Below are 23436 nucleotides of genomic sequence, written 5' to 3'. Positions count from 1 at the left end.
TCACACCCGTTCCCATCCCGAACACGGAAGTTAAGCTCTCCAGCGCCGATGGTAGTTGGGGCTAACGCCCCTGCAAGAGTAGGACGTTGCTAGGCAAACAAACTAAAAGCCGGACTAAACATCAGTTTGAACTGCACCTCCAATTGTTAGTTGTGTCTAACAATTGGAGGTGCAGTTTTGTTATGGAGAAGTTTACACAAGACCAAGCGCAAGTAGTCTATGAACTAAGGCATGCATTTCCGGTGAAAGCACTTCTATCACTCGCAGATATTCCGCGTAGCACATATTATTATTGGGTGAAAAACTTTGGTCGGCCCGATCCAGATGCAGAACTGAAAGGAATCATTCAAGCGATTGATGATGAACATGAAGGTCGTTATGGCTACCGCCGTATTCGTGATGAACTGACAAATCGTGGACACAAAAAGGTGCAACGTATCATGAAAAAAATGGGAATTAAAAAGTATTGTTCGTATAAAGAACTATCGTTCAGACAAAGGTAAAGTCGGCAAGATTGCGCCAAACATTTTAGAACGTAATTTCAAGGCAGAAAAACCAAATGAAAAGTGGGTAACAGATATTACAGAATTGAAATTGTTAGAGCAGGCCTTTGAACAGTTGACAGATGGTGACGCCCTCCTCTTACACTCAGACCAAGGTTGACACTACCAAATGCGCCAGTATCGGGATATCCTCAAAGAACGAGGGATTACACAAAGTATGTCATGAAAAGGTAACTGTTACGATCATGCAGTCATTGAGAATTTCTTTGGGTATGACGAAATCCGAATTCTTATATCTAAAAGAATTTGAAAGTGTGGTCCATTTTAAAGAAGAATTAGCAAAATATATCGAGTATTACAATCACAAACGAATGAAGGCAAAATTAAAAGGCATGAGCCCGGTACAATTCCGAACTCATGCCCAAACAGCCGCCTAACAAAATAACCTGTCTAACTTTATGAGGTCAATTCAAACATCAGTTTAGTCAGGTTTTTTTATTTCATCTTAATACAAACAAACTAAAAATACATATCTTGTAAGTATAGAAACTCATAAAGATGGCAATCCTGACAAATGGGAGGTGGAGAAGTTGAACCAGTCTACGACCAATCATACAGTAGGTGATACGTGTATTGTTTGTGAGCAACTAAAGCATCAAGGCATCCGAATCTATACAAAATTCCTTTGTATCGATTGTGAACAAGAAATCGTTCATACAGAGATAGATGATCCCAAATACCAATTTTATTTACAGCAACTAAAAAAAATTATCAATCGAGAAATATATTCATAGTTTAAGGTCCTATTAATAGGACCTATTTTATTTTAATATATTTAATTGATAGAATAAAAAAGGAATGATTTCGTATGAGTTATCAACAACAAGAAACACCTTTATATACGGCTTTAAAAAAGCATTTCTCTGCACATCCAATTTCTTTCCATGTACCAGGACATAAATATGGAAATGTATTTTTAAACGAATCAAAAAACCATTATAAGCATTTATTAAGGATTGACGTTACTGAATTGAATGGACTGGATGATCTCCATCAACCGGAGTCTGTGATTGCAGCTGCACAACGATTAACAGCTGAGTTGTATGGAGTGGATGAAACCTTTTTTTTGATCAATGGTTCAACTGTTGGCAATTTAGCCATGATTTTTGCTACGTGTGAAGAAAACGAGCCGGTAATTGTGCAAAGAAATTGCCATAAATCGATTATCCATGCTTTGCAGCTAGTAGGAGCAGTGCCTGTATTTCTTTCTCCTCAGTTTGATGATGAGGTAAAAGTGGCTTCTTATGTTTCTAACGAGGCAATTAAACAGGCTATTGAAGCTTATCCTAACGCTAAAGCTCTGATTTTGACAAACCCCAATTATTATGGCATGGCAGTTGATCTAAAAGAAGCGGTGAGTATGGCCCATCGCTATGGCATCCCTGTGCTTGTTGACGAAGCTCATGGCGCTCATTTTATATTAGGAGATCCTTTTCCTTCAACAGCGATAACATATGGTGCTGATGTGGTTGTACAATCCGCTCACAAAACATTGCCGGCTATGACAATGGGGTCGTATTTACATGTAAACAGCTCGTTAGTCGACATAGAAAAACTGCATCACTTTTTGCGAATATTTCAATCGAGCAGCCCATCTTATCCAATTATGGCTTCACTTGATTTAGCTCGAAGCTATTTAGCTCATTTATCTATAGAAGAGATCGGTCATATACAAGCTCAAGTATCTTTATTTAAAAAAGCATTAAATGGAATAGAAGGAATAGCGGTAGTGGAATCTACTGATCCATGTGTGATGACCGATTTATTAAAAATTACGGTTCAAACAAGAAGCTCGTTATCAGGTTATGAATTGCAGCGCTGTTTAGAGCAAGCAGGGATTTTTACTGAATTGGCTGATCCATTGAATGTTCTTTTTGTTTATCCCTTAGCATTATTTGAAAATCTGGAGGAGATTATTGAAAAAATAAAAAAGGCATTTTCTGGTCTTCACCGTTGTGACCGTTCCCTTGATTCTGTCTCGCCCATTTCGTTTGCGGCAGCATCAGAGGTCATTCCATATTCATCATTAAAGAAGCGAAACAGAAAATTTGTTCATGTGGAACAAGCAGAGGGGCTCATAGCAGCAGAAACCATTATACCGTATCCCCCAGGGATTCCTTTATTGATTATTGGAGAAATCATTAACGGAGAACATATTGCCTCGCTTCTTGAATTACGACAATACGGTTCTCATTTCCAAGGAGGAAAACGACTCGATTTTCATCAAATTGAGGTGTTCGAATAATAAAAAAGAAAATGAAAAGGGTGACAGATGTGGTAGGACCATTTTTCTCATTTGAAGGACCAGAAGGAGCAGGAAAAACGACGATTATTGCTATGCTGAAGGACTTTTTGACAGAGCGGGGCTGGGAGGTTGTGGCGACAAGAGAACCAGGAGGAATTGAAATTGCCGAGGAAATTCGTTCCATTATTTTAAATCCAGCATATATAAAAATGGATGGACGAACCGAGGCTTTATTATATGCTGCAGCAAGAAGACAGCATCTTGTAGAAAAAATTATTCCTGCCATGACAAGCGGGAAAATTGTATTGTGTGATCGTTTTATTGATAGCTCCCTTGCTTATCAAGGCTTTGCAAGAGGGCTGGGAATGGATGAGATATTAAGTATTAATCAATTTGCCATTGATGGATACTTTCCATCGTTGACGTTTTATTTTGATTTAGAACCGGAGGTAGGCTTAGAGCGAATTCGTAAAAGCCAGCAGCGTGAAATTAATCGACTGGATATGGAAAGCTTGTCGTTTCATCATAAAGTACGGCAAGGATATTTGCAGTTAGCCCAACGTTTTCCTGAACGTATTGTACAAATTGATGCTTCAAAACCAGTTGATGAGGTGTTGGCTGACACGGCCCATATTATCTTAAAGAAGCTTGGTGAACAGGAAAAATCGTTCGACCATGAAACATAAAATGATGAAATTCATAAGACATGTTAGAATAAAAATAAGGTCTCCCGTTTTGCGGCTATTGCTTCATAATAAATATGATGCAGTTGAACGAAGACGATGTCTGTCTCATCATCCTGAATAAGCAGCAGGATCAATGCAAAATGGGAGCGTTTTTCGATTTTAGATCATAGATAAGTGAGTGATGGATGTGGCTGTTCTTTGGGACCAGCTTGAGCAGTATCAACCGATTGTGATGAAGATGCTCGCTCGCAGCATTGAAAAAGAGCGTGTGGCACATGCTTATTTATTTGAAGGACAACGTGGAACAGGCAAAAGAGAAGTCAGTTTATTGCTGGCCAAAAGTTTATTTTGTCTCAACCGTTTAACGTATAGACCTTGTAATGAATGTAGAAATTGTCGAAGGATCGATTCAGGAAACCATCCGGATGTACACTGGATTGAACCGGATGGTCAATCGATCAAAAAAGGGCAAATTGAAGCATTGCAAGAGGAATTTTCTAAAACGGGAGTCGAATCAAACCAAAAGCTTTACATCATTAGGCATGCAGATAAAATGACAAACAATGCGGCTAATAGTTTGCTGAAGTTTTTGGAGGAGCCTCACCGAGGCACAACGGCGGTTTTGTTAACAGAGCAATATCATCGCATGTTACCAACCATCATTTCCCGTTGCCAAGTTTTATCATTTCGGACGTTGCCGCCTACTGCCATCGCTGATTATTTAAGAGAACAACAAATTCCTCCCCATCTTGCCCTTCTTGCGGCACATGTTACGAACAATCGCGAAGAAGCTCTCGAATTAAGTCGAGATGATTGGTTTGCAGATGCCCGAAAAATAGTGTTACAATTATATGAAGCATTACAGGGAAAGCCCTCATATGCACTTTTCATGATACATGAAAAATGGATGCCCCATTTTCAAGAGAAGCAGCAAATGGATATAGGACTGGATTTATTGTTGTATTTATATAAGGATCTAATGTATTTGCAACTCGATCAGCTTGAAAACATTGTTTACTGCGATCGATTAGATAGCTTGCAGCAATGGGCTCTTGCCTGTTCGCAAAAACGAATGATCCAAAATATGTCGACGATTTTACAAGCAAAAGCACGTTTAAATACAAATATGAATACCCAGCTTTTAATGGAGCAGCTTATCCTCAACTTAAAGGAGGGAAGACCGTTTGTATAATGTAGTAGGCGTCCGTTTTAAAAAAGCAGGAAAAATTTATTATTTTGATCCTGGAGAATTAACGATTCCAACCGGAGAGTTTGTCATTGTAGAAACTGTTCGTGGCATTGAATTCGGTAAGGTCGTTATTGGAAATAAACAAGTGGATGAGAATGATATCGTTTTGCCTTTAAAAAAGGTGATTCGCATAGCAGATTCGAAAGACAAAATGGTCGTTGAAGAAAACAAAAAAGCAGCGCAGGAAGCGTATCAAATTTGTTTAAAAAAGGTTGAAGAGCACGGGCTTGAAATGAAGCTTGTTGATGTGGAGTACACGTTTGATCGCAATAAAGTGATTTTCTATTTTACAGCTGATGGACGAGTTGATTTCCGTGAGCTTGTGAAAGATCTAGCAGCTATTTTTCGCACTCGCATCGAGCTAAGACAAATAGGTGTTCGCGATGAAGCAAAAATGCTTGGAGGAATCGGGCCTTGCGGAAGAATGCTTTGTTGCTCTACTTTTTTAGGGGATTTTGATCCTGTATCCATTAAAATGGCGAAGGATCAAAATTTATCTTTAAACCCTACCAAAATTTCTGGTCTTTGCGGACGGCTAATGTGCTGCTTAAAATATGAAAACGACGAATATGAAACAGCAAAAGAGCAGTTGCCTGATTTAGGGGAATATATTGAAACCCCGCATGGCCTCGGCAGAGTAGTTGGCTTAAATATTTTGGAAAGAGTGCTGCAAGTGGAATTGCCAGAGCACGAACGAGTAGTCGAATATACCATTGATGAGCTAGTAAAAGAAGGAGTTTTGTCGATTCAGGCCACAGATTAATTGAGGTGGATTTGCGTGGATAAGAAAGAGATTTTTCAATCAGTAACAAGTATGGAAGAACAAATCAGCCATTTGTATAGTCAGCTTGTTGAACTGAAGGAACATCTTGCTCAATTACTTGAGGAGAACCGGCAGTTGCAAATGGAGAACAGCCATTTGCGCATGCGTCTCGAGCAACTTACTGAAGATGCGGTCAGCATAAAACGAAAAGAAAAAAGCCATAAGGTAAAAAATGAACGCAAGCCGATTGATATTGGTGAAGGATATGACAATTTGGCGCGGCTTTATCAAGAAGGGTTTCATATTTGCAATGTTCATTATGGCAGCGTTCGTACGGAAGATTGCTTATTTTGCTTGTCTTTTTTAAATAAAAAGTAATAACGGAGCCTTTCCAACAAGGAGAGGCTCTTTTCTTGAAAGAACATGAAAGAGGGATTAGAACGATGATTGAATTGCAGCACGATGAAAGACTCGATTATCTCTTAAATGAAGATATGCGCATTGTTCAGAGTCCATCTGTTTTTGCCTTTTCATTAGATGCAGTGTTGTTGGCGAAATTCGCATATTTGCCCATTCAAAAAGGCCATATTGTTGATTTATGTACAGGTAATGGTGTGATTCCACTTTTGCTCAGCAAAAGGACGAAAGGAAAAATTATCGGTGTTGAAATTCAAGAACGAATTTATGATATGGCTAGAAGAAGTGTGCAATATAATGGGCTGACAGAGCAAATTGAGATGATTCATGGAGATATTAAGGACATGCCTCAGAAGCTCGGTTACAGCAAATATGATGTGGTGACATGCAATCCGCCATATTTTCCGACTGTAAGTGAGGAGGAAATGAATAAAAATAGGCATTTAGCGATTGCGCGTCATGAGATTTATTGTACGCTAGAGGATGTCATGAAGGTTAGCAGCCAGCTGCTTAAGCAAGGAGGAAAAGCGGCATTTGTTCATCGGCCGGGTCGCTTATTAGATATTGTGACCCTGATGCGGAAATATCGTTTAGAGCCAAAGCGGTTACGTTTCGTATACCCCAAACTGGGGAAGGAAGCCAATACGCTTTTGATCGAAGGGATAAAAGATGGGAATCCTGATTTAAAAATTTTGCCACCGTTAATTGTGTATAATGATCATAATGAGTATACAGAAGAAGTAAGACAAATATTATATGGAATGTGATAAAAAGGAGAAAAAATTATGGTTTGGCAGCAGAAAAGCTTTGCAGAGCAAACTCATCAAGGAACTTTATATATTGTGCCGACCCCGATTGGCAATTTAGAGGATATAACATTTCGGGCATTGCGGGTGTTAAAGGAAGCAGATATGATAGCAGCAGAAGATACGAGACAAACGAAAAAGTTGCTTAACCATTTTGAAATTACGACACCAATCATCAGTTATCATGAACATAATAAATATACAGCTGGCAAAAAAATTGTCGAATGGCTGCAAGAAGGAAAAACGATTGCATTGGTGAGCGATGCTGGAATGCCTGCTATTTCTGATCCGGGCTATGATCTCGTTGCCGCCGCTTTGGAAGAGCGTTGCCCTGTTGTACCATTGCCCGGAGCGAATGCGGCGCTCACCTCCCTTGTTGCTTCTGGGCTGCCAACTGAACATTTTTATTTTTTTGGTTTCCTTGATCGGGCGAAAAAAGAGAAGAAACAACAGCTTGAAGCATTAAAGAATATACGTGACACCATGATTTTCTATGAATCGCCGCACCGATTGGCCGATACACTGGCGGTGATGCATGAAGTCATGGGAGAGCGGAAAATTGCGATAGGCCGCGAATTAACTAAGCGGTTTGAAGAATTTATTCGCGGTACTATAAGCGAGGTAATCGAATGGACAAAGAACGGGGAGATTCGCGGCGAATTTTGTATCATTGTGGAAGGGGCAAAGGAAAACGAGGAACAGGTGAGCGATTGGTGGCATTCGCTTTCAGTCAGCGAACATGTTGATTATTATATTGATGAAAAACATTTGAGCGTCAAGGATGCAATAAAAGAAGTAGCAAAAGATCGAAAGGTGCCGAAACGGGAAATCTATCAAGAATATCACCAATAAAAAAGTTTCTCTAGAAAATCTAGAGAAACTTTTATTTTGATGTTTCTAATTGTTCTTGAATTTCTTTAAGAAGGATTTCAGCACCTTCACGGCTTAAAATGATTTTGCCGCCAGCAAGCTTGAAGTTATCGTCAGAAACTTCACCTGTTACGACACATGTCATATTTGGTTTATATTTTTTGAGGATGATGCGCTCATCGTCAACATAAATTTCTAACGCATCTTTTTCCGCGATATCTAATGTACGGCGTAACTCAATTGGAATAACAACGCGGCCTAATTCATCCACTTTACGAACGATACCTGTAGATTTCATTGAAATAATCTCCTCTCCATCATAAATTCTATGTGCCTGTTTGTTTATTCGTCAATATTCGACAAAATTCCTACAACCTAATCATATCAATGTTTCCATTATACGTCAATCCTTTTATATGTAAAATTTAAAAAAAATGTATTTTGTTATTTCAGAAAAATTTTATTTAATATCGCATGCTTTCAATTAAGAGTTTATATCTTTTTATTTATATATTAAGAAAGTAATAAAATATATAAATTTATCAAAAAATAAGCATGCTTTTCTATTTTTTCCACTTCTTTTTTTATAAATATAAACCCATAAAGAATATTCGACAAAAATCAACCGTATTTGTTGACATTTGTTCAAGTGTTTATGTATATTTTTCCAAGATGAGAGAAATAGATGTTTTTATATACCATCAAAATCATATAAAATATATAATAAGCGATAATTGCTCTCGTCTTTGGACGAGGGTTTTTGCATATCGAGGAGGGTATAAAATGGAGAAGAAAACCTTTTATCTGACGACACCGATTTACTATCCAAGCGGCAAGTTACATATTGGCCATGCTTATACGACGGTGGCTGGAGATGCGATGGCTCGATATAAGCGGCTTCGCGGATACGATGTGATGTATTTGACAGGAACGGACGAACACGGACAAAAAATTCAGCGAAAAGCGGAAGAAAAAGGAGTTACACCTCAAGCATATGTAGATGAAATCGTTGCTGGGATTCAAGAGCTATGGAAAAAGCTCGATATTTCTTATGATGATTTCATTCGTACGACAGAGGATCGCCACAAAGAGGTGGTTGAAAAGATTTTTGCCCGCCTAGTAGAACAAGGAGATATTTATTTAGATCAATATGAAGGCTGGTATTGTACACCTTGTGAATCATTTTATACAGAAAGACAGTTGGTAGATGGTAATTGTCCAGATTGCGGGCGTCCGGTTGAAAAGGTAAAAGAAGAATCGTATTTCTTTAATATGAGCAAATATGTCGATCGTCTTCTTCAATATTACGAAGAAAATCCGGAATTTATCCAGCCAGAATCTCGCAAAAATGAAATGATTAACAACTTTATTAAGCCTGGCTTGGAAGATTTAGCTGTGTCGCGAACAACCTTTGACTGGGGCATTAAAGTGCCGGGAGATCCGAAACATGTGATTTATGTATGGATTGATGCGTTATCTAATTATATTACAGCATTGGGCTATGGTACGGAAAATGATGAGAAGTTTTTGAAATATTGGCCGGCAGATGTTCATCTGGTAGGGAAAGAAATTGTTCGCTTCCATACGATTTACTGGCCGATTATGCTAATGGCACTGGATTTACCGTTGCCGAAGAAGGTATTTGCCCATGGCTGGCTGCTAATGAAAGATGGGAAAATGTCGAAATCTAAAGGAAATGTCGTCGATCCTGTGACATTAATTGACCGTTATGGTTTAGATGCGCTTCGCTATTATTTACTCCGCGAAGTTCCATTTGGTTCAGATGGGGTATTTACTCCGGAAGGGTTTGTCGAACGAATTAATTATGATTTAGCCAATGATTTAGGAAATTTACTAAATCGTACGATTGCGATGATTCAAAAATATTTTGATGGTGTGATTCCGGTTTATGATGGACCGAAAACCGCGTTCGATAATCAGCTTGTTGAAACATCGAAGGAAACGGTAAAGCATTATGAAGAGGCAATGGAAAAAATGGAGTTTTCTGTTGCTCTGACAGCGTTGTGGCAATTCATCAGCCGAGCTAATAAATATATTGACGAGACACAACCGTGGATATTAGCGAAAGAGGAAGCAAATAAGGAAAAATTGGCGTCCGTCATGACGCACTTGGCAGAATCGCTCCGTCACATGGCGATTTTGCTTCAGCCATTTTTAACTCGCACTCCAGACAAAATCTTTCAGCAGCTCGGCATCAAACAACAAGAATTAAAAGAATGGGAAAGCTTATATCAATTTGGCCTTTTAAAAGAAGGAACAAAGGTTGAAAAAGGAGAGCCTTTATTTCCGAGATTGGAGATGGAAACGGAAGTGGCGTATATTAAATCGCACATGCAAGGAGATCAAGCGGCACAAAATCCTTCAGCAAACGATCCATCCAAAGAAACGGCGGCGGAAATTACAATTGATGATTTTATGAAAGTAGATTTGCGAGTGGCGCAAATTCTCCATGTTGAACTGGTAAAAAAAGCCAACAAGCTTCTTAAACTACAGCTCGACCTTGGCTATGAAAAGCGTCAAGTCGTGTCAGGAATTGCTGAATTTTATCAACCTGAACAATTAATTGGCAAAAAAGTGATTTGTGTAACGAATTTGAAGCCAGTTAAGTTGCGAGGAGAACTATCTCAAGGAATGATTTTGGCTGGCGAGACAAATGGAATGCTTTCTTTAGCAACTGTTGATGAGAATCTGCCGAACGGAACCAAAATTAAGTAGCATCAATCAGAGAGGTGGACGTGAATGAAACACACGACACCTCTTTGTTGTCATTTTGTAATATAAATGTTAAGGATATGTGATATATGTAATCGCTTTGTATGCTACACTTAACAACAGGTTAGAAAAGGGGTCATTGCTTATGTTATTTGATACGCATGCACATCTAAATGCGATGCAATATAGCGAGGATGTGACAGAGGTCATTCAGCGAGCCCGGGATGAAGGAGTATCTCATATTGTAGTCGTGGGATTTGATCGTCCGACGATTGCCGGTGCGATGGAACTGGCAGAGCAATATGAGTTTATTTATGCTGCGGTTGGCTGGCATCCTGTCGATGCGATTGATATGACGGACAAAGATTTGCAAATGATTGAAGAACTAGCATCGCATCCTAAAGTAGTGGCATTAGGAGAGATGGGACTAGATTATTACTGGGATAAATCACCGAAGGAAATACAAAAAGAAGTATTTCGGCAGCAAATTGAACTGGCGAAAAAGGTGAAGCTGCCGATTATTATACATAATCGCGAGGCGACAGCGGATATTTTGGAAGTTTTACAATCGGAAAACGCACAAGAAGTCGGCGGGGTCATGCATTGTTTTACCGGCAGTGTTGAGGTGGCAAAGCAGTGCATCCATATGAATTTTTACCTTTCGTTTGGCGGACCTGTGACATTCAAAAATGCGAAGAAGCCTAAAGAAGTTGCGAAAGAAATCCCTCTTGAACATTTGCTTATAGAAACGGACTGTCCTTATTTAACCCCGCATCCTTTTCGAGGCAAGCGCAATGAACCGAGCTATGTGAAGTATGTTGCCGAAGCGATTGCTGAGCTGAAAGGGGTTTCTTTTGAGGAAGTAGCGATGAAAACAACCGAAAATGCGAAAAAATTATTCGGCATTAATCGCTAACAAAATGTGTCGTTTTTTGAGAAGGCTTGTCTAATCATCGAGAAATAAAAAAGAGTTCTACAAATTTAGAACGATGCATAGTATAGACATGTCGACAAGTCTTCCTTCCCTTTTACCTTTATTTTTTGCATAATAGAGTGTGCTTATGCGTAAAGGTTAGGGAAAGGGGAAATATAGGCAAATGAAGGAGGCGGTTTAGACCGTGTTGACTAGCATGAGGAGTCTGCTTTCTGATTCATTAAGGAAAAACTTTACAGTAACAGCTAGTAGTTTAATAGCTTTTTCAGCGACGACTGGATTTGCAGGATATGAAGCAACAAAGGATCATGTGGTTCTTACTAAAAATGGAGAGAGGCAAGAGATTCGCACACACGCTAACACAGTGAAAGAAGTGTTAAAGGAGCAGCATATTGACCTTCGTCCAGAGGATCATGTGTACCCTTCTCTTGATACGGTTGTTACAGACGATTTGAATATTGTCTGGGAAGCGAGCAAACAAGTTACCGTCAAAATAGATGGAAAGCAAAAGGAACTATGGACGACTGCTGAAAGTGTAAGAGAGTTATTAGCGAGCCAGCATATTACCGTCGGACCATATGATCGAGTATCTCCATCACTGGATGCACCGATCCAAAAAGGGATGAGCATTTCGCTGCAAAAAGCGTTTCCTGTTCAGTTGAATGTCGGCGGTAAGCAACAGCAAGTGTGGGCAACTTCGACTACTGTCGCTGACTTTTTAAAGCAGCACCATATCACGTTAAATGAACTCGACCGTGTAGAGCCAGCATTACAAGATCAAATAAAAGCGAATATGGTTGTGAAGGTTACGAAAGTTCAAAAAGTCACCGATGTAGTGGAAGAACCGGTAAATTTCGCAGTCGTTACTCAGAAGGATGCTAGCTTGCCTAAAGGTGAGCAACGAGTCATTAATCCAGGTCAAAAAGGGCTTTTATCAAAGCATTATGAGGTTGTGCTAGAAAACGGAAAGGAAATATCTAGGAAGCTATTAAAAACTGAAACCGTGAAGCAAAGCCAAAATCGAGTGATCGCTGTGGGTACGAAAGAAAGGCCAGCGATGACATCGCGCGGCTCGTCAGCATCATCTAGAGAACTTTATGTTAATGCGACAGCGTATACAGCCTATTGCGGCGGCTGTTCGGGAAGAACGAGTACAGGAATCAACCTGCGGGCGAATCCGCATATGAAAGTCATTGCTGTGGATCCTCGCGTTATTCCTCTCGGCTCTAAAGTATACGTAGAAGGCTATGGCTATGCAATTGCTGCTGATACAGGAGGCAGCATTAATGGGTATAAAATTGATGTTTTCTTTCCAAATAAGTCCGCTGCATTTCGTTGGGGAACGAAACGCGTAAAGGTAAGAATTATACAATAGGCAAAACGCAAGAGAGGGGTTTTTCTCCCCTCTTTTTTTTCGTTATAATGGGAAGTGATTTTCTACATTATTAGACGAAGAAATGGGCAAAAAGTTTCGCGTTTTTTATGTAGTAATGATAAAAAATATTAAATAAAGTCTGGGACACAATTGTTCATTCGGTTTTATGGGATCATCATGGAACATTTTTTGTGAAAGAAAGGGGGAAGCGCGGAACCATATTTCTGCGCAGAAGGATTGAAAATTAAAGAAATTATTGTTGTTGAAGGACGAGATGATACAGTAGCCATTCAGCGCGCGGTTACAGCAGATACGATTGAAACGAATGGTTCGGCCATTACAGAAGAAACGATTGAACGGATCAAGCTGGCAAATGAAAAGCGTGGCGTTATTATTTTTACTGATCCAGACTTCCCTGGTGAAAAGATTCGAAAAACAATTGCTGAACGCGTACCTGGTTGTAAACATGCGTTTTTACCAAAGCAGGAGGCGCTTTCTAAAAAAGGAAGGGGAGTTGGCGTTGAATATGCTTCTGTGGAAGCGATTCAGCAAGCACTAAGGCACGTATATGAGGAAGCGGCAGAATGGCGAGAAGATATTACGCTGGATGACCTCATAGCTGCTGGATTGATTGGCGGAGCATTAGCTAAAGCTCGGCGGCAGCGTTTAGGGCAAATATTAAAAATTGGCTATACAAATGGAAAGCAGCTCTATAAACGGCTGCTCATGTTTCAAATTTCTAAAGAAGCGTTTTATCATGCGCTTGAGCAAGTGCTTCAGGAGGAAAAAAACAATGAATAAGGATATTGCTACACCGGCACGTACGCGTGAAATTTTAAATAAATATGGTTTTTCATTTAAGAAAAGTTTAGGACAAAATTTTCTCATTGACACGAACATTTTGCGTCGCATTGTCGATTTTGCAGAATTGTCTAACGAAACAGGCGTAATTGAAATTGGCCCAGGGATTGGGGCCCTTACTGAGCAGCTGGCGCGCCAGGCCAAAAAAGTGATTTCCTTTGAAATCGATCAGCGCCTTTTGCCTATTTTAGCGGATACCCTCTCCTTATATTCCAATATTCGTATTATTCATCAAGATGTACTTAAGGCTAATATTCAGCACATTATTGATGAAGAATTGGCAGAAATTCATGATATTATGGTTGTGGCCAATTTGCCTTATTATGTAACGACACCTATTATTATGAAGCTGCTTACAGATCGTTTGCCGATCCGTGGCATTGTGGTCATGTTGCAAAAAGAAGTGGCAGACCGCATTTCTGCTTCTCCTGGTACTAAAGATTATGGCTCTTTATCCATTGCTATCCAATACTATACAAAAGCTGAAACCGTGATGAATGTGCCTAGAACGGTTTTTATGCCTCAGCCAAATGTTGATTCTGCTGTGATTCGTTTAACAAAAAGAGAAAAGCCAGCGGTTGAAGTCGTTGATGAATCATTTTTCTTTCAGGTGGTTCGGGCTAGCTTCGGACAAAGGCGCAAAACGATTTTAAATAATCTAATAAGCCATCTGCCCAACGGAAAACAGCAAAAAGAAAATATTGAGCGCGGGTTAGCGGATAGTGGCATTGATTCAAAAAGAAGAGGTGAGACGCTGACCATTCAAGAATTTGCTGCTCTTAGTAATCGCTTAGTGGATATTTTTGAAAAAAAGGTCTAGCTCTAGACCTTTTTTTCTTTTCGCTTCACCTCTTGAAAATCTATGCATATTGTACTTAATAAATCGTATATTTTTGGAGTGAAGAGGCAATGGATATCAAAATCGGCGATATTGTCGCTAGGAAGTCATATGAATGCGATTTGCTATTCCGAGTCATTGACATTAAGGTGAGGAATGACGGAGAAAAAGAAGTCATTTTGCATGGAGAAGATGTGCGATTAATAGCTGATGCTCCATTCGATGATTTAATCATTATTGATGAGCAAGAGCAGCAAATGAGACAGAAAAAAGAAAGTGAATTAATCGAGCAGTCGTATAAATTGTTAAGGCAAGATTATCACTTATTAAAGCAAAAATCAGAGTACCGAGCAACAGGAGGCTATCAAACAGAGGAAGATTTTTTTCAAATCCCGGGGCGCGTTCTGCACATGGACGGTGACCCTGTGTATTTACGAAAATGCTTAAGCATGTATGAGCGAATTGGCGTCCCGGTACATGGAATATATTGCGAAGAAAAGGAAATGCCAGAAAGGGTTGGGGAGCTTATCGACCGAATTCGTCCTGATATTTTAGTGATCACAGGACATGACTCTTATTCGAAATCGAAAGGAAAAGCGACGGATTTAAAGGCATATCGTCACTCGCGATATTTTGTGCAGACTGTGAAAGAAGCGCGCAAAAGAATACCTCATCTCGACCAGCTCGTCATTTTCGCAGGAGCTTGTCAATCGTATTTTGAATCGCTTATTCGCGCAGGCGCCAACTTCGCTAGTTCTCCAGCTCGGGTCAATATTCATGCCCTTGACCCTGTCTATATTGTTTCTAGGATTAGCTTTACTCCTTTTATTGAAACGGTTCATGTTTGGGATGTATTACGAAATACATTGACTGGTGAAAAAGGGCTCGGAGGCATAGAAACGAAAGGAGTCCTGCGCACAGGAATGCCATTTCGTCTAATTGAAAAAGAAAATCAGGAAGGTCGCTACGACGGGAGATAGTCGGGCGATCTTTTCTATGTTTGATACATAATTTTTCATAAACAGTATATAATATGCACAGAAATGAGAAAAATGTAGAAAAATACACATTGACATAAATAAAAAATGGTTGGTATAATTTTTATTTTTGATTTTTGAGTAATAATTTGTTATAATTAAATCAGTGAGGTGGAGGGCGAATGATGGCAAAAACTTTATCCGATATTAAGAAGGCGTTAGACTCTAACATCGGTAAACGCCTAACATTAAAAGCGAACGGTGGGCGAAGAAAAACCATTGAACGCTGCGGGATTCTTGCAGAAACGTATCCATCTGTCTTTGTCATTGAGCTTGATCAAGCGGAAAACGCATTCGAGCGTGTATCTTATAGCTATGCTGACGTGTTAACAGAAACAGTAAAATTAACCTTTTTAGATGACGATCATATGGTAATGGGCGGGCAGTAGACATTTGTTTGCTGCTTTTTGTTTTGTACTTTTCTTTATATTGTACTTTTCTTTATAAAGGAAACATAAAGATGCGTCTGTTTTTAAATAATAAAATTGTCGCGGTTTTTGAAAGGAGCTGCTTGCAATTGAGCAGACGTCGAGGAATGATGTCACAGCAGTTTAAGGAAGAGCTGGCCAAAGAGTTGGGATTTTACGATGTCGTTCAAAAAGAAGGCTGGGGAGCTATTCGCGCGAAAGATGCGGGAAATATGGTGAAATTAGCGATACAAATGGCGGAACGTCATTTGGCTGAGAGGACAAAGTAATCAAAATCACTAAAAATTATAACCGCGGCAGCCGAAGCTTAATGGCTTCGGTTTTTCTTTGACAAGGCTCTTGAAAGATTGCATAATGGAGTTCGTTGGTTTGTGGTAAAATGTTCGTATAAGTTTGAAGTGGATAAAGTAGGTGGAAAGTTTGAGACTATTGGTAAAAGCTCCGGCTAAAATCAATTTATCGTTAGATGTGCTACATAAACGGCCAGACGGATATCACGAAGTCAAAATGGTGATGACGACGATTGATCTTGCTGACCGAATCGAACTAGTCCCATTAGCCAGCGATACAATTAAAATTGTCTCACATAATCGATTTGTTCCTGACGATCATCGGAATTTAGCTTACCAAGCAGCAAAATTGCTGAAAGAAACGTTTGGAATTCGCAAGGGGGTCGCTATTTCAATTGCGAAAGCGATTCCGGTCGCTGCTGGTTTGGCTGGAGGAAGCAGTGATGCAGCAGCTACACTGCGAGGACTAAATAAACTTTGGAGACTGGGACTTACTCTCGATGAATTAGCCGAGCTTGGTGCAAAAATAGGTTCTGACGTATCGTTTTGCGTCTATGGCGGAACAGCCATTGCCACCGGACGAGGAGAAAAAATTGAACATATTCCTGCTCCTCCACCGTGCTGGGTCATTCTAGCAAAACCAGCCATCGGGGTTTCAACAGCCGAAGTGTATCGAAGTTTAAATGTCAACACGATTGAGCACCCTGATGTCGATGGAATGGTACAAGCCATTAAACACCAAGATTACGAAGGAATTTGTTCTCTTGTTGGAAATGTATTGGAAGATGTGACGTTAAAAAAATATCCAGAGGTAGCCCATATTAAAGAGCAAATGAAGCGTTTCGGGGCTGATGCGGTATTAATGAGCGGAAGCGGCCCGACGGTTTTTGGACTCGTCCAGTATGATTCACGATTGCAGCGCATTTATAACGGTTTAAGAGGTTTTTGTGACCAAGTCTTTACAGTGAGGTTATTAGGAGAGCGGAATACGCTTGATTAAATACGTACATTAATGTTATATTTACCATATAACATTCGGTTTTTAGGGGGTTCGTTTATGAAATTAAGGCGCAGTAGCCGCTTAGTCGATATGACGCACTATCTCCTAGAACATCCCCATCAGCTGGTCCCGCTCACTTTTTTTGCTGAACGCTATCAGTCGGCCAAATCTTCCATTAGTGAGGATTTAGCGATTATTAAGCAAACATTTGAACAGCAAGGGATCGGAACATTGAAAACACTTTCAGGCGCGGCAGGCGGAGTTCAATATATTCCTAAAATCTCTGTTGATGAAGCCAAAGAGACGGTTCATTACTTATGTGAGCAGCTGGCAAATCCGGATCGATTGCTGCCCGGTGGGTATCTTTATATGACGGATATTCTTGGAGATCCGCGAATTGTCAATAAAATCGGCCAATTATATGCGTCTCTTTTTGCCGAACGGACTATTGATGTCGTTATGACCATTGCGACAAAGGGGATTCCGTTAGCTTATGCTGTAGCCCATTTTTTGAATGTGCCTGTGGTGATCGTGCGTCATGATAATAAAGTGACAGAAGGATCGATGGTTAGCATTAATTACGTATCTGGCTCGTCTAAACGCATTCAAACAATGGTATTGGCAAAACGCAGTTTAGCAGAGGGAACGAACGTATTAATTATCGATGATTTTATGAAAGCGGGCGGCACGATACATGGTATGACCAGTTTATTAAATGAGTTTAACGCTCGTTTGGCTGGAATCGGAGTGCTTGTCGAGTCAGAAGATATAAGTGAACGGCTTGTGGATGAATACGTTTCCTTAGTGAAGCTTTCTTCTGTTGATATAAAAGAGAAGCACATTGCTGTAAAAGAAGGAAACTATTTAAATTTTCTCGAATAAAAGAAAGGAGTCATACAAAGATGGAAAAAGTACAAACATCGAAAGCGCCTCAGGCGATTGGCCCATACTCCCAAGGAATCATTGTTAATAATATGTTCTACAGCTCAGGTCAAATTGCCTTGACACCAGAAGGAGAAATGGTGCAGGGAGATGTCAAAGAGCAAACTCATCAAGTGTTCAAAAATTTGAAGGCCGTTCTGGAAGCAGCAGGAGCATCACTTGAAACAGTTGTAAAAACAACCGTTTTCTTAAAAAGCATGGACGATTTTGCAGCTGTGAATGAAGTATATGGCCAGTATTTTAATGAGCATAAACCAGCGCGTTCTTGCGTAGCAGTGGCTCAGCTGCCAAAAGACGCACTTGTTGAAATTGAAGTGATTGCTTTAGTGAAATAAGTTTAGCGATATCCCAACTATAAGATACTTGTTGGCGGGTGCACGGTCACGCTTTGGCGTGACCGTGCACCCACTTGCCTTCCGTTCGAGGCTTTTTACAGATATAGATACGGTCCGTTCATCATTTATGAGGCGCAAGAATAACAAGCAAATCCATTTTATTAGGCCCCACGAGTGAATGATAGCTTTTCTACTCCCCTTTTCCCTTATTAGATTTTCCCGCATATCTTCATTCGACAGCATCGGCTAGAATAAACACTTATTTTGACAAAAACAGGTCATTTTATCTATTTTTTATGAAATTTTTTAAATTAAAAGAAGGAAATGCGAGATGAATGTGGAATAAATTAACCAAGTTCTTATATAGGGAAAAGGTGGTGAGCAGAATGGAAGTAACCGACGTTAGATTACGCCGCGTGAATACCGAAGGACGTATGAGAGCGATTGCTTCTATTACGCTGGATAACGAATTTGTGGTGCATGATATTCGCGTAATTGATGGCAATAACGGCTTGTTTGTGGCTATGCCAAGCAAGCGTACTCCTGACGGGGAGTTTCGCGACATCGCACATCCAATTAATTCCACAACTCGTGGGAAAATTCAAGAAGCAGTATTAGCTGAGTATCACCGTTTAGGGGAACTTGAAGAAGAGTTAGAAGAAGCCGGTGCTTCTTAAATAAAAAAAGCCTGTTCTGTGCAACAGGCTTTTTTTATTTTCTGGTAAAATGGAATGTTTCCTTGAAATACATAGCTAATTAGGATATATTCAATTATGGATAAAAAGGTAATTGGAGGCCCTGTTTATGGTAAAACGATACGCGATAATATTGGCGGCGGGACAGGGAACAAGAATGAAATCAAACCTATATAAAGTCTTACATCCTGTCTGCGGCAAGCCAATGGTTCAGCATGTAGTCGATCAAGTATCGCGGCTTGATCTTGAGAAGTTAATTACCGTAGTTGGATTTGGTGCGGAACAAGTAAAAAAACAAATCAGTGATAAAAGCGAATTTGCTCTCCAAGAAAAGCAGCTAGGGACTGCTCATGCTGTTATGCAAGCTTCTCCTTACTTGAAAGGACTGGAAGGTGTAACACTTGTTGTGTGCGGTGATACCCCACTCATCACGGCTGAAACGATGAAAGCGCTATTAGAGCATCATCTTTCAACCAAGGCTAAAGCGACGATTTTAACGGCAATTGCAGAAAATCCTAGCGGATATGGCCGAATTGTCCGAAATGATGAAGGAAGCGTAGAAAAAATTGTAGAGCATAAAGATGCTACAGAAGAGGAACGGTCTATTCAAGAGATTAATACAGGAACGTATTGTTTCGATAACAAAGCATTGTTTGAAGCGCTTACAAATGTATCGAATCAGAATGTTCAAGGCGAGTATTATTTAACTGATGTGATTGAAATTTTAAGAAAAAAAGGCGAAATCATTTCTGCTTATCAGTCCCCTTCGTTTGAGGAAACAATAGGGATCAACGACCGCATTGCCCTTTCTCAAGCTGAGGCGATTATGCGCAAACGGATTAACTATGCGCATATGACCAATGGCGTGACAATTATTGATCCAGAGCATACCTATATATCACCAGAAGCGGAAATTGGACGTGACACCATCATTTATCCTGGTACGATCATTGAAGGAAAAACAACGATTGGAAAAGAGTGTATCATTGGCCCTCATTCTGAAATTAAAGATTGTTCGATTGGTGACGGCACGACGGTTCGTCACTCTGTTGCCCATGACAGTGAAATTGGACATCAAGTAACGATTGGTCCCTTTGCTCATATTCGTCCATCGTCTCAAATCGGCGATGATGTTCGGATTGGCAATTTTGTTGAAATTAAAAAATCCACCTTTGGCAAAGGCAGCAAAGCTTCGCATTTAAGCTACATTGGCGACGCTGAGGTCGGGGAAGATGTCAATTTAGGCTGCGGTTCTATCACAGTGAACTATGATGGAAAGCATAAATATTTAACCAAAATTGAAGATGGCGCATTTATCGGCTGTAATGCTAACTTGATTGCTCCAGTGACCATTGGAAAAGGCGCTTATGTAGCTGCTGGCTCTACCATTACAGACGATGTCCCGGGAAATGCTTTATCGATTGCTCGCGCCCGCCAGGTTAATAAAGAAAATTATGTGGATCGCCTTAACTTTAAGAAAAATTCCTGATGGAGGTTTATCATGTCTCAATATCTTGATTCCAGTCTAAAATTATTTTCGTTAAATTCGAATATGAAGCTGGCAGAGGAAATTGCTCAAGTGATTGGGGTACAATTGGGAAAATGCTCTGTATCCCGATTCAGTGATGGAGAAATTCAAATCAACATTGAGGAGAGCATTCGCGGCGGAGATGTATTTGTTATCCAATCGACCAGCGCCCCTGTCAATGAACATTTAATGGAGCTGTTAATTATGATTGATGCACTGAAGCGGGCGTCAGCCAAAACGATTAATATCGTTATGCCTTACTATGGATATGCTAGACAAGATCGTAAAGCGCGTTCTCGCGAGCCGATTACAGCTAAGCTGGTTGCGAATCTGCTAGAAACGGCGGGGGCTTCTCGCGTGATTACGCTTGATCTCCATGCTCCACAAATTCAAGGATTTTTCGATGTTCCAATCGACCATTTAATGGGTGTGCCAATTTTAGCGGACTATTTTAAAAACAAAAATCTTCAAGACATCGTGATCGTATCCCCAGACCATGGAGGAGTAACACGGGCCCGTCGGTTAGCTGATCGGTTAAAAGCTCCGATTGCGATTATTGATAAACGCCGCCCTAAACCAAACGTTGCTGAAGTTATGAATATCGTCGGACAAGTGGAAGGCAAAACGGCCATTCTCATTGACGATATTATTGATACCGCTGGAACGATAACATTAGCGGCCAATGCACTTGTAGAAAATGGAGCTAGTGAAGTATATGCGTGTTGTACGCATCCGGTACTTTCAGGTCCAGCGATTGAGAGAATTCAAAATTCAAAAATTAAAGAGCTTGTTGTGACAAATTCGATTGCTCTTCCAGAAGAAAAGAAAATTGATAAAATTGTAGAACTATCAGTAGCCCCGTTGATTGCCGAAGCGATTATTCGTATTTATGAAATGCAATCGATTAGTGCCTTGTTTGATTGAGAAAAATAGATGTTTAAATCTTCCTGTTTTAGGACAAAGTAATTCGTAGAGTCTTTAAACAGGAGGAGGATGACGCATGGCTGTGCTCGAAGCGAAAGAGCGTACAGAAGGGCAAGGCTTTGGATTGCGCAAAATCCGATTACAAGGAAATATTCCTGGAGTACTTTACGGAAAAAATGTGAAAAATCGTGTCGTTTATATGAATGCGGCAGATTTTTTGAAAACCGTTCGCGAAGCAGGACGAAATGGCTTAATCACGTTAAAGGTAAATGGTGAAAGTCATTCTGCGTTGTTACGTGATATTCAAAAAGATCCGATTCGCAATGAGATTATTCACGTCGATTTTCAAGTCGTTGATATGTCAACAGAGGTTGATGTGGCTGTTAATGTACATTTAGTTGGTAATGCAGCTGGCGTGAAAGATGGCGGTGTATTACAGCAGTCTTTACATCAGCTGTCGATTCGGGCGTTGCCAGCCAACATCCCTTCCTCAATTGATATTGACATTTCCTCATTACAGGTTGGTGAAACCATTACAGTGGGCGATGTGCAAACAGGTGGGATGTACGAAATCAATCATGAGTCGGAAGAAGTGATTGCCTCGATTTTACCGCCTAAGCAGGAAGAGGAAATTCATAGCGGCGAACAACAGGAACCAGGTCACCCGGAAGCTGAAGAGGGAAGAGAAACTACGCCTGAATCATGATGACAGACGTAACCGTATTTCGGTTACGTCTTTTGTGATAATATTTGACGTAGGGTTGTGTGTCTGTTTTGCGGCCGAATGTTGATCTGCACTTTTGGCTGTTGGTTTTCCTGTTATGATATCCGCAGCAAAAAGTGAAAATTTTACGTTCGCCATCCCGATGACAGCCGTCACGGGCTTTGTGTTCGTGTGTCCAGATGCTGGGGTAGCGTTGACACATTCCATGAGAACGATATCGTGACAAGGGATTACACCAAGAAAATGAAAAGATCGAAAGAACGTGTCATATAGAGAGGAGATAAAGGCATTGAAGTTACTGGTCGGTCTAGGAAATCCGGGGAGAGAATATGAACAGACAAGACATAATGTCGGATTTATGGTCATCGATGAGCTTGCGAAAAGATGGAATCTTTCATACAATCAAACTAAATTTAATGGGCTGTTTTCATCACACATGGTAGGAACAGAAAAAGTCATATTATGTAAGCCGCTAACATATATGAATTTATCAGGTGAGTGTGTTCGCCCGTTGATGGATTATTTTAAAATGGATATAGATGATTTATTGGTTATCTATGATGATTTAGATCTGCCAGTAGGAAAAATTCGTTTACGGGTAAAAGGAAGCGCCGGAGGTCATAACGGGATTAAATCGTTAATCCATCATTTAGGCACAGATCAATTTAAACGGATCCGCATTGGTATTGGCCGTCCACAAAACGGTCAAAAAGTAACCGATTACGTATTAGGACGGTTTATAAGCGAGGAACAACCGGATATTCAGCATGCTATCATGCGTGCGGCTGACGCTTGCGAAAAATTTATGACCGAACCTTTTTTGCAAGTGATGAATGAATTTAATGCATGAATAAAATCCTCCTAAATGGTAAAAAATGAATGTGAGCAAGAGACCGTTAGGAGGTTATCCATATGGCATTACACTATTATTGTCGGCATTGTGGAGTAAAAATAGGAACGATCAGTCAAGTGCCGATATATAGTGAACAACTGGGCTTTCACCATTTAACAGAAGAAGAGCGATTAGATATGATCTCCTATCTTCCAAACGGGGAAATTCATGTAAAAACGATTTGTGAAGATTGCTATGAGGCGCTTGAGAGAAATCCGGAACTGCATCAATGCGAAAAATTTATTCAGTAGATCGCTTTGGGTGACCAAAGCATTTTTGCATTTATTGCTTTGCGAGAGGA

26 protein-coding genes, 1 rRNA gene and 1 pseudogene are annotated in these 23436 nt (G+C 40.2%); 27 read left to right on the top strand and 1 reads right to left on the bottom strand.

Annotation, left to right across the window (positions count from 1 at the left end; translation table 11 throughout):
* The 10 genes and pseudogenes from rrf to rsmI all read left to right on the top strand — a co-directional run.
* Nucleotides 1–95: ribosomal RNA gene (gene rrf, locus GGQ95_RS17085) — 5S ribosomal RNA — on the top strand; the annotation flags it as partial.
* A 102-nt stretch (nt 96–197) separates the two neighbouring features.
* Nucleotides 198–940, top strand: a pseudogene (locus GGQ95_RS17080) (IS3 family transposase); the annotation flags it as partial.
* A 153-nt stretch (nt 941–1093) separates the two neighbouring features.
* Entirely contained in the window at nt 1094–1297 is a 204-nt protein-coding gene (locus GGQ95_RS17075) for a sigma factor G inhibitor Gin (protein WP_044742045.1), read from the top strand.
* Nucleotides 1298–1371: 74 nt separating this feature from the next.
* Nucleotides 1372–2808 (top strand): aminotransferase class I/II-fold pyridoxal phosphate-dependent enzyme, encoded by a 1437-nt coding sequence (locus GGQ95_RS17070; protein WP_080862606.1) that lies wholly within the window; start codon nt 1372–1374, stop codon nt 2806–2808.
* Nucleotides 2809–2837: 29 nt separating this feature from the next.
* Nucleotides 2838–3494, top strand: a complete 657-nt coding sequence (gene tmk, locus GGQ95_RS17065; protein WP_066151247.1) for a dTMP kinase — start codon at nt 2838–2840, stop codon at nt 3492–3494.
* A 187-nt stretch (nt 3495–3681) separates the two neighbouring features.
* Complete coding sequence (holB, locus tag GGQ95_RS17060; protein WP_066151263.1) at nt 3682–4686, top strand: DNA polymerase III subunit delta'; 1005 nt, start codon at nt 3682–3684, stop codon at nt 4684–4686.
* The gene (locus GGQ95_RS17055) at nt 4679–5506 is read left to right on the top strand and encodes a PSP1 domain-containing protein (RefSeq protein ID WP_044742042.1); all 828 of its coding nucleotides are present in this window, start codon (nt 4679–4681) and stop codon (nt 5504–5506) included. Before holB ends, GGQ95_RS17055 begins: the two co-directional genes overlap by 8 nt.
* Nucleotides 5507–5521: 15 nt before the next feature.
* Entirely contained in the window at nt 5522–5884 is a 363-nt protein-coding gene (gene yabA, locus GGQ95_RS17050; RefSeq protein WP_044742041.1) for a DNA replication initiation control protein YabA, read from the top strand.
* A 65-nt stretch (nt 5885–5949) separates the two neighbouring features.
* Nucleotides 5950–6690, top strand: coding sequence for a tRNA1(Val) (adenine(37)-N6)-methyltransferase (locus tag GGQ95_RS17045; protein ID WP_066151261.1), 741 nt, complete (start codon nt 5950–5952; stop codon nt 6688–6690).
* Nucleotides 6691–6708: 18 nt separating this feature from the next.
* Nucleotides 6709–7581, top strand: coding sequence for a 16S rRNA (cytidine(1402)-2'-O)-methyltransferase (rsmI, locus tag GGQ95_RS17040; RefSeq protein WP_080862605.1), 873 nt, complete (start codon nt 6709–6711; stop codon nt 7579–7581).
* 31 nt (nt 7582–7612) lie between these two features.
* Here the strand turns inward: rsmI and abrB are convergent, their stop codons facing one another.
* Nucleotides 7613–7897, bottom strand: a complete 285-nt coding sequence (gene abrB / locus GGQ95_RS17035; RefSeq protein WP_044742039.1) for a transition state genes transcriptional regulator AbrB — start codon at nt 7895–7897, stop codon at nt 7613–7615.
* Nucleotides 7898–8154: 257 nt separating this feature from the next.
* Between abrB and metG the strand changes: the two genes are divergently transcribed.
* The 17 genes from metG (at nt 8155) to fin (ending at nt 23386) form a co-directional block, all read left to right on the top strand.
* Nucleotides 8155–10335 carry a methionine--tRNA ligase gene (metG, locus tag GGQ95_RS17030; protein WP_312856954.1) on the top strand — a complete coding sequence of 727 codons (2181 nt, stop codon included), beginning with the start codon at nt 8155–8157 and terminating at the stop codon, nt 10333–10335.
* Between the two features lie 142 nt (nt 10336–10477).
* Nucleotides 10478–11248 (top strand): TatD family hydrolase, encoded by a 771-nt coding sequence (locus tag GGQ95_RS17025; protein ID WP_066151237.1) that lies wholly within the window; start codon nt 10478–10480, stop codon nt 11246–11248.
* Between the two features lie 202 nt (nt 11249–11450).
* Nucleotides 11451–12641 (top strand): G5 and 3D domain-containing protein, encoded by a 1191-nt coding sequence (locus GGQ95_RS17020; protein WP_066151234.1) that lies wholly within the window; start codon nt 11451–11453, stop codon nt 12639–12641.
* Between the two features lie 237 nt (nt 12642–12878).
* A complete protein-coding gene (gene rnmV / locus GGQ95_RS17015) occupies nt 12879–13442 on the top strand; it encodes a ribonuclease M5 (RefSeq protein ID WP_044742035.1) in 564 nt (187 codons plus the stop codon).
* Nucleotides 13435–14322, top strand: a complete 888-nt coding sequence (gene rsmA / locus GGQ95_RS17010; RefSeq protein ID WP_066151231.1) for a 16S rRNA (adenine(1518)-N(6)/adenine(1519)-N(6))-dimethyltransferase RsmA — start codon at nt 13435–13437, stop codon at nt 14320–14322. The genes rnmV and rsmA overlap by 8 nt, the downstream gene beginning before the upstream one ends.
* 89 nt (nt 14323–14411) lie before the next feature.
* Nucleotides 14412–15320, top strand: a complete 909-nt coding sequence (gene yabG, locus GGQ95_RS17005) for a sporulation peptidase YabG (protein ID WP_066151227.1) — start codon at nt 14412–14414, stop codon at nt 15318–15320.
* A gap of 182 nt (nt 15321–15502) precedes the next feature.
* Nucleotides 15503–15766, top strand: coding sequence for a biofilm formation stimulator Veg (veg, locus tag GGQ95_RS17000; RefSeq protein ID WP_044742047.1), 264 nt, complete (start codon nt 15503–15505; stop codon nt 15764–15766).
* A 128-nt stretch (nt 15767–15894) separates the two neighbouring features.
* The gene (locus tag GGQ95_RS16995) at nt 15895–16074 is read left to right on the top strand and encodes a small, acid-soluble spore protein, alpha/beta type (RefSeq protein ID WP_066151258.1); all 180 of its coding nucleotides are present in this window, start codon (nt 15895–15897) and stop codon (nt 16072–16074) included.
* Between the two features lie 151 nt (nt 16075–16225).
* On the top strand, nt 16226–17095 hold the full coding sequence (gene ispE / locus GGQ95_RS16990) for a 4-(cytidine 5'-diphospho)-2-C-methyl-D-erythritol kinase (protein ID WP_066151223.1): 870 nt from the start codon (nt 16226–16228) through the stop codon (nt 17093–17095).
* A gap of 57 nt (nt 17096–17152) precedes the next feature.
* Nucleotides 17153–17977, top strand: a complete 825-nt coding sequence (gene purR / locus GGQ95_RS16985; RefSeq protein ID WP_183187201.1) for a pur operon repressor — start codon at nt 17153–17155, stop codon at nt 17975–17977.
* 20 nt (nt 17978–17997) lie between these two features.
* Complete coding sequence (gene ridA, locus GGQ95_RS16980; protein WP_066151220.1) at nt 17998–18372, top strand: 2-iminobutanoate/2-iminopropanoate deaminase; 375 nt, start codon at nt 17998–18000, stop codon at nt 18370–18372.
* Between the two features lie 386 nt (nt 18373–18758).
* Nucleotides 18759–19049 carry a septation regulator SpoVG gene (gene spoVG, locus GGQ95_RS16975; RefSeq protein ID WP_044742029.1) on the top strand — a complete coding sequence of 97 codons (291 nt, stop codon included), beginning with the start codon at nt 18759–18761 and terminating at the stop codon, nt 19047–19049.
* 127 nt (nt 19050–19176) lie between these two features.
* Nucleotides 19177–20556 (top strand): bifunctional UDP-N-acetylglucosamine diphosphorylase/glucosamine-1-phosphate N-acetyltransferase GlmU, encoded by a 1380-nt coding sequence (glmU, locus tag GGQ95_RS16970; protein ID WP_066151217.1) that lies wholly within the window; start codon nt 19177–19179, stop codon nt 20554–20556.
* 9 nt (nt 20557–20565) lie between these two features.
* Nucleotides 20566–21519 (top strand): ribose-phosphate diphosphokinase, encoded by a 954-nt coding sequence (locus GGQ95_RS16965; protein WP_156450564.1) that lies wholly within the window; start codon nt 20566–20568, stop codon nt 21517–21519.
* 76 nt (nt 21520–21595) lie between these two features.
* Complete coding sequence (locus GGQ95_RS16960) at nt 21596–22225, top strand: 50S ribosomal protein L25/general stress protein Ctc (protein WP_066151215.1); 630 nt, start codon at nt 21596–21598, stop codon at nt 22223–22225.
* A 307-nt stretch (nt 22226–22532) separates the two neighbouring features.
* The gene (gene pth, locus GGQ95_RS16955) at nt 22533–23093 is read left to right on the top strand and encodes an aminoacyl-tRNA hydrolase (protein ID WP_066151212.1); all 561 of its coding nucleotides are present in this window, start codon (nt 22533–22535) and stop codon (nt 23091–23093) included.
* Between the two features lie 62 nt (nt 23094–23155).
* A complete protein-coding gene (gene fin, locus GGQ95_RS16950) occupies nt 23156–23386 on the top strand; it encodes an anti-sigma-F factor Fin (RefSeq protein ID WP_044742024.1) in 231 nt (76 codons plus the stop codon).
* The last annotated feature ends 50 nt before the right edge of the window (nt 23387–23436 follow it).

It is taken from the genome of Anoxybacteroides rupiense (assembly GCF_014196195.1).
GTDB lineage: Bacteria > Bacillota > Bacilli > Bacillales > Anoxybacillaceae > Anoxybacteroides > Anoxybacteroides rupiense.
The sequence above is the reverse complement of the archived record's forward strand: the minus strand, read 5'-3'. Positions and strand labels throughout refer to the sequence as shown.